Here is a 6,107-nt window from a genome sequence, read left to right as displayed (position 1 = left end):
GCCGCGGCCGCCTCCTCGGCAGTCTCGGCCACGATGGCCGCCCGCACCGGATGCTCGGTCCGTCCCTCGCGCAGCGTCGCCGTGACATCGGCGAACTCCTCGGCGCCGCAGCGCCCGAGATGCCCGGCGAGCACGCTTCGACCGGCTGCCTCGGCCTCTTCGGTGGCCCCCGACCAGACAACAAGCCTGGGCCGCTCGGCAAGTTGAGGAGGCGTCGGACGCGGCGGTGCCTCCTCCAGCACGGCGTGCACGTTCGTACCGCCGAATCCGAGGGCGCTGACCCCGGCCAGACGCGGCCGGTCGATGGACCGGGCCCACGGCCGGGCCCGGTCGACCAGATAGAAGGGGGAGGCCGGCAGGTCCAGCTTCGGGCTGGGCTCGTCCAGGTGCAGCGTCGGCGCAAGCACCTCGTGCTCCAGACACAGCGCGGCCTTGATCAGGGAGGCCACACCGGCAGCATGTCCGAGATGGCCGATAGAGCTCTTGACCGACCCCAGTCCGCAGTATCCGGCGGGCAGGCCCCTGCCGCCCGCGGCGCCTCGGAATGCCTCCGTGAGGGCCGTGAACTCTATGGGGTCACCGATCGGCGTACCCGTGCCGTGGGCCTCGACATAGCCGATGTCCTCCGGCTCCGCCTCCGCCAGAGCCAGGGCCTCCATGATGACGCGGCTCTGACCGGACACGCTGGGGGCGGTGAACCCGACCTTGTCCGACCCGTCGTTGTTGGCCGCGGTGCTGCGTATGAGCGCCCGGACCTCGTCGCCGTCGCGCACCGCGTCCGACAGCCGCTTGAGCGCCACCGCACCCACACCGCTGGCGAAGACGGTGCCACTCGCCGCCGCGTCGAACGGACGGCACCGCCCGTCCTGGCTGTACGGGCTACCGGAGGACCACAGGTAGCCGTGTCCCGGACGTTCGATCTCCACGCCGCCGATCAGCGCCATCTCGCACTCACCGCTCAGCAGCGACTGGACCGCCAGGTGCAGGGCAAGCAGCGAGCTGGAACAGGCGGTCAGGACCGTCATGCTGGGGCCGGTGAAGTTCAGCTTGTACGAGACCAGTGTGGCCAGGGAGTCCGGCTGGTTGAAGACTCCGGCCTGCAGATCGGCGCCGGGGGCCGTGCCCGGGGCGTTGCGGGCATAGTGGTTGCGGCCCGCGGCCGCGTACACAGCAACGTCACGCACCGCGGTGACGTCGTACCCCGCGTTCTCCACCGCCGCGTGCGCGGTCTCCAGGAAGAGCCGCAGCTGGGGGTCGCACAGCGTCGCCTCGCGCGGAGTCATGCCGAAGAAGGCCGCGTCGAAGCGGTCCACATCGGCGATATCACCGATGACGGGCACGTAGCGCGGGTCGCGCAGCAGGTCCTCACGCACCGCGGCCGACCGCATCTCCTCCTCGGTCAGCCGCCGCAGCCCCTCCTTTCCCTCGTGGAGATTGGCCCAGAACTGCTCGACGTTGCCGGCGCCGGGGAAGCGGCATGCCATTCCCACGATCGCCACTGGGTCGAAGGCGCTCACGTTCGTCCTCTCCGAGTAGGGGTGGCCGGCCGCACGTCGCGTACCACCAATGCAGGTTCGTGGTCGTCCACGGCGACCTCACGGAACTTCGCGGTATATGGCCGGCCGGACGCGTCGCGCAGCCACAGGTGGTCCGGCCGGCGCAGCATTTCGATGATCTCCACGGTGCAGGGGTCGGACTGCCAGTCGGCGGCCTTCCGCACGGCCCGCACGAAGTCGGAGATCAGCAGCGGGGCTGCAAGGTCGAGGTAGACGGGCTTGCGCTCACCAGGTGTGCGCTCGAAGCTCCAGCGCGGCACCCCCAGGCCCGCCGCCCACTCCCGCAGCGGCGCGAAGGGCCGGTCGGCCGACTTCCACGGGGTGAACGGCACTTCGGCCGCCATGGACCAACTGCGCCGGGCCACCACCACATCGTCGGGCAGCAGCCGGGGCTGGTAGGGGGCCGAGGGCCGCAGCTTGAACAGGTTCACCGCCACGGCCGTGGCGAAGTCGCCGAAGAACTCGAGCACCGGTGCCGACCAGCCCTCCGTGCGGGCCTCGACGATGAGTTCGCCTTCGCGTTCCTGCACCAGTACGCCGGCCGCCGGGGCGCAGGAGACCCTGCTGGGATGGCCCTGGTCGGCGTCGTAGGCCCCAGATCGGTACAAGCCGGCCGGGTCCAGGGCTGACGGCGGGTGTGTCCGTCCGATCGTCTCCGGAGCGTCCAGTGGAGGGACGGACACCACGTGTCCCTGCCGCATGTCGGCTGCGGTGGCCGCGATCATTTCGCCCGGCTCGTCGCACTGGGTACGGAACAGCCGGCTCTCCATGGCGTTCAGGGCGACGTGCAGCTCGCCGAGCACCCAGCGCAGGCTCATGTCCGGCGCGAGGCTCAGCATGAGGTCCGGGCTGTGGCGGCGGCTTGCGGCCCACCAGAGCCGCTCCGGCGGCGAAAAGAGCTCTGCGGCCGCCGGGGCGACCTGTGCGCAGTCGACGCGGATCTCCTCCTGGTCCGCCACCGGGAGCAGCAGCCGGGCCCATCGGCGCTGGACCTGGTCCTGGATCGCGGCGAGTTCAGGGGTCGCTCCTGACAGAATGTCCCCGGCGGCGAACTGCAGATCCGCCAGCGTGTCCTCGCCTCGGCGCCGGAGCAGCCGGCTGTGTCGTTCGCGCAGCCCTTCCGCCATGACCTCGCCCACTCGGGCGGCCAGCCAGCGCGCACTGTCCAGGAGGAAGCCCAGCGGCCGACGCGGCGACTCCAAGAGGTCCTTGCCGATCGGCACGTCGGTATTCCGCCGGCAGTCGAGGTAGGCGGGGGTACGGGAGTACGTCGCCCGGCGCGTCGCGGCCGCTTCCGGGCGGTCGTCGTGCGGCACCCGGAACCCCAGCTGGATCAAGCCGGGCCGGTCGAGGCGCAGCAACTCCGCGCGCAGTTCCCCCTCCTGGCAGGTCTCGGGCAGCGCGGCCGCCGCGACGGCGGGCACCTCGCCGCACGGGCGTCGGCCGTCGATCGCCGCGAGAAGCGCGCCGGTGATCCCGTCGCATGTCCGGGCGGGCCGACGGGGGACACGGAGGACTCCTTGGGCGACGGTGCCCGCCGGATTCAGGCGGACCGGCAGGTGGGCGAAGAGCCGCGGATCCTCGCGACATGCCGCGGCGGTGGCGGCCACCGACCAGGGCTCCGGATACGGGGTGCTCCGCCGTATCCCGGCGCCGACGTTGAGCCCGCCGGGCCTGCCGGACAACCGGGCCCGGCCGGCCGGCCCGAAGAAGCCGATCGACTCGTTCTTCGTGCAGTACCGCTTCGCATAGCGGACCAGCACACTCTCCTGGTATCCGCGGCGCGACAGGGGGGCGTCGGGATCGTCGGCGGGGCGACGGGCGTAGTCGCCCAACCAGTCCTCGAGGACACGGGGGTTCTGCCAGGCCAGCGCAGTGCGGAACGTGTCGTCCAGGGCGGTGGCGGCGACCTGCTTGTCCGCCGCCGCCCGCAGTTCGTTGTCCCTTTGCGCACCGGCGGGCCGCTCCAGCAGACGCGGCATCGCCGGCCCGTCGACGAGGTCGAAGGGCAGTCCGGCGCCGCGTACGGCGGCGAGCCGCCACAGTGACCAGCCGGGAACGACAGCGGCCAGGTCACGCCGATCGCCCTCCGTCCCCGGGCCCGGCGTCCCGGCTCCCGCCACGCGGCCGGATCCCGGGACCTGTCCCCTCTGCACCACGGCCACACCCGTGTTCACGACACCGCCTCCCCCGTACGCACCCGAATCACCGTGTACACCGACAGACCGAAAGCGGTGTGCACACCGCGGGGCGCCTCACGTCCGCGGCCCGGCGGGGACCTGCCCGACGGTGCAGAGTGCGGCGAGCTCGGCGAACGTCGGGGCCTCCAGGAGGTCTTCCAGCTCTACGACGACACCGTGATCCTTCTCCAGCGTCGTCATCAACTGCAGTACCTGCACCGAGTTGCTGCCCAGTTCGAAGAACTGGTCATCCGGACCGAGGTCGTCGACCCCGAGGATCTGCGAGGCCAGCTCCAGGAGGAGAGGGAGGACGTTCTGTGCCGACATAGCGTCTCCTTCAGCATGAATCGTGCATTCGGGCCGTGAGGGCAGGAGGAGCAGTGGAACCGGCGGTGTCCGGTCCGTGGACCTCGAACACGCCCGAGCCGCCGGGGACACGCGGCTTCGGCGGCTGTCCGCCGCAGGCGCAAACACTTGTGGACAGATAGCCCGTGCGTGCCCGGATTTTCCCGGTGTGTACGGGCCGGGGAGAAGCCGGCGCGACCCAGGGGGCACCCTCGACAATCAGCCCGCCGATCGCCAACTCGCGTCACTCGAAAGGCAGTTGTCCGTTGGGGCGGCGTGAAAGGGATCGTACGTCCGGGCCATCACCGCACCAAGCGTTCACCGCCAGGACCGCACCGCAGCGCCCACCGGAACGAAGGCCGTAGCCAACACGCGTCCCTGCCGGTACGTTCGCCGCACCGACCGTCCACACCGACCGGAGCAGCTGTCTGCCCTCCCGGCGGGCGCCGTGGCCCGTACGGCCCCAAGCCTTCCCGGACTGGACCGGGCCACCCGCCGACAGGCCCCCCGGACAGTCGGCGACTCTTCGCACCCTGCCCGCGCGCACCCGCCGGGCCGGTGCGTGACACCCCTTGCCGGCCGGCCGCTCCGTGCGGCTCCCCACAGAAAGACACCGAGCGATGCTTGAAGCGCAGCAGCCGACCGGCGACGCACTCGTCGCCCACCTCACCGCCATCTGGTCAAGCGTCCTCGAGACCGGCGATATCGATGCCACGACCGACTTCGTGGACATGGGCGGCACCTCCCTCACCGCGATGGCGATCCGCGGCCGCATCCGCAGCGAACTGGCCTGGGACGCCGACATCCTCGACATCATCGATCACCCCACCCCGCAGGCGCTTGCCGCAGTCCTGCCCGAGTCCGAGCCCTGGTCGGAGGAGGAGCAGTAGACCGCCGCCCGCTCCCGCATCGGACACCAAGCCGCCCGCCGCACACGCAGGCCCACAGGGGGAAAGCAATGAGACTGGCTCTGAGTCTGGGTTCACTCACCGCACGCTCCCGCATCGCCGATACGCTGACCTACGCCAGGGAAGCCGACCAACTGGGCTACGACACCCTCTGGGTGAGCGAGAAGTACGGCTCGGACGCGCCGAGTCTGCTCGGCTGGCTCGCCGCGCACACCCGGCGCATCGCGCTGGGTTCGGCCGTCATGCAGGTGCCCGCCCGTTCCGCCGCCATGACCGCAATGACGGCGGCCACCATCGATCTTCTGTCCGACGGCCGGTGTGTGCTGGGCCTGGGCGCTTCCACCCTGCAGATCTCCGAAGGCTGGCACGGCACCCGGTTCGATCAGCCGCTGGCTGGTCTCAGGGAGTACGTGGATATCGTGCGGGCCGTGCTCAGCAGGCGGCCGGTCGACTACGACGGCGCCCTCCACCAGGTACCGCTGCGGGGCTCGGACAGCCGTCCGATGATGCTGGATCTACGGAACTTCCGCCCCGACATCCCCGTCTACCTGGCCGGCGTGGGCCCTCGAAGCCTCCGTACGGCAGGGGAGATCGCCGATGGGTGGATCGCGCTCTTCCTCGCCGCGGATCTCGCAGCGGAACAGGTCGCGACGGTGGCGGCCGGCAGGGAACGCAGGGGCGCCACCATGGCGGGGTTCGACGTGACGGCCGGGGTCAACGCCGTCGTCGGCGAGGACGTCACCGCCTGTGTCGACCGACTGAGGCCGTACTACGCCACCTTCATCGGCGGGATGGGCAGCACGAAGCGCAACTACTACCACGACCACGTGGCGCGGATGGGCTACCCGGAAGAGGCCCGGGAGGTCCGCCGGCTCTTCCTGGAGGGAAGTCCCGCCGCCCGGCGCGCGGTACCGGAGAGCCTGATCGACCGTACGTCGCTGATCGGTCCATTCGAGCGAATCGTGGACCGGATGCGCGCCTATGCCGCGGCCGGGGTGACCACTCTGTCCGTCGGGCTGACCCCCCGGTCGGTCGAGGACGGCGTCCAGACCCTGCGCGTCCTGGCCAAGGCGGCCGAGGCGGCGCGCTGACCCGGTGCGCCGGCGGCCTGCGCGCCA

The 6,107-nt window shown here is 71.2% G+C and carries 5 protein-coding genes; 2 read left to right on the top strand and 3 right to left on the bottom strand.

Features of this window, described 5'->3' with window-relative positions; all coding sequences use genetic code 11:
- The 3 genes from ABT367_RS16390 to ABT367_RS16380 all read right to left on the bottom strand — a co-directional run.
- Positions 1-1,517, bottom strand: a 1,517-nt coding sequence (locus tag ABT367_RS16390; protein ID WP_352253774.1) for a beta-ketoacyl synthase N-terminal-like domain-containing protein, incomplete at its 3' end; no start/stop codon positions are given.
- Positions 1,514-3,733, bottom strand: a complete 2,220-nt coding sequence (locus ABT367_RS16385) for a lantibiotic dehydratase (RefSeq protein ID WP_352253773.1) — start codon at positions 3,731-3,733, stop codon at positions 1,514-1,516. The genes ABT367_RS16390 and ABT367_RS16385, both read right to left, overlap by 4 nt.
- Positions 3,734-3,811: 78 nt before the next feature.
- A complete protein-coding gene (locus tag ABT367_RS16380) occupies positions 3,812-4,063 on the bottom strand; it encodes an acyl carrier protein (RefSeq protein WP_352253772.1) in 252 nt (83 codons plus the stop codon).
- Positions 4,064-4,701: 638 nt separating this feature from the next.
- Here ABT367_RS16380 and ABT367_RS16375 point away from each other — a divergent pair.
- Both ABT367_RS16375 and ABT367_RS16370 read left to right on the top strand, forming a co-directional pair.
- Positions 4,702-4,971 carry an acyl carrier protein gene (locus tag ABT367_RS16375; protein ID WP_352253771.1) on the top strand — a complete coding sequence of 90 codons (270 nt, stop codon included), beginning with the start codon at positions 4,702-4,704 and terminating at the stop codon, positions 4,969-4,971.
- Positions 4,972-5,039: 68 nt separating this feature from the next.
- Positions 5,040-6,080 (top strand): LLM class flavin-dependent oxidoreductase, encoded by a 1,041-nt coding sequence (locus tag ABT367_RS16370; RefSeq protein WP_352253770.1) that lies wholly within the window; start codon positions 5,040-5,042, stop codon positions 6,078-6,080.
- Positions 6,081-6,107: the final 27 nt, after the last annotated feature.

The organism is Streptomyces mesophilus (assembly GCF_040300965.1).
Lineage (GTDB): Bacteria > Actinomycetota > Actinomycetes > Streptomycetales > Streptomycetaceae > Streptomyces > Streptomyces mesophilus_A.
The sequence above is the reverse complement of the archived record's forward strand: the minus strand, read 5'-3'. Positions and strand labels throughout refer to the sequence as shown.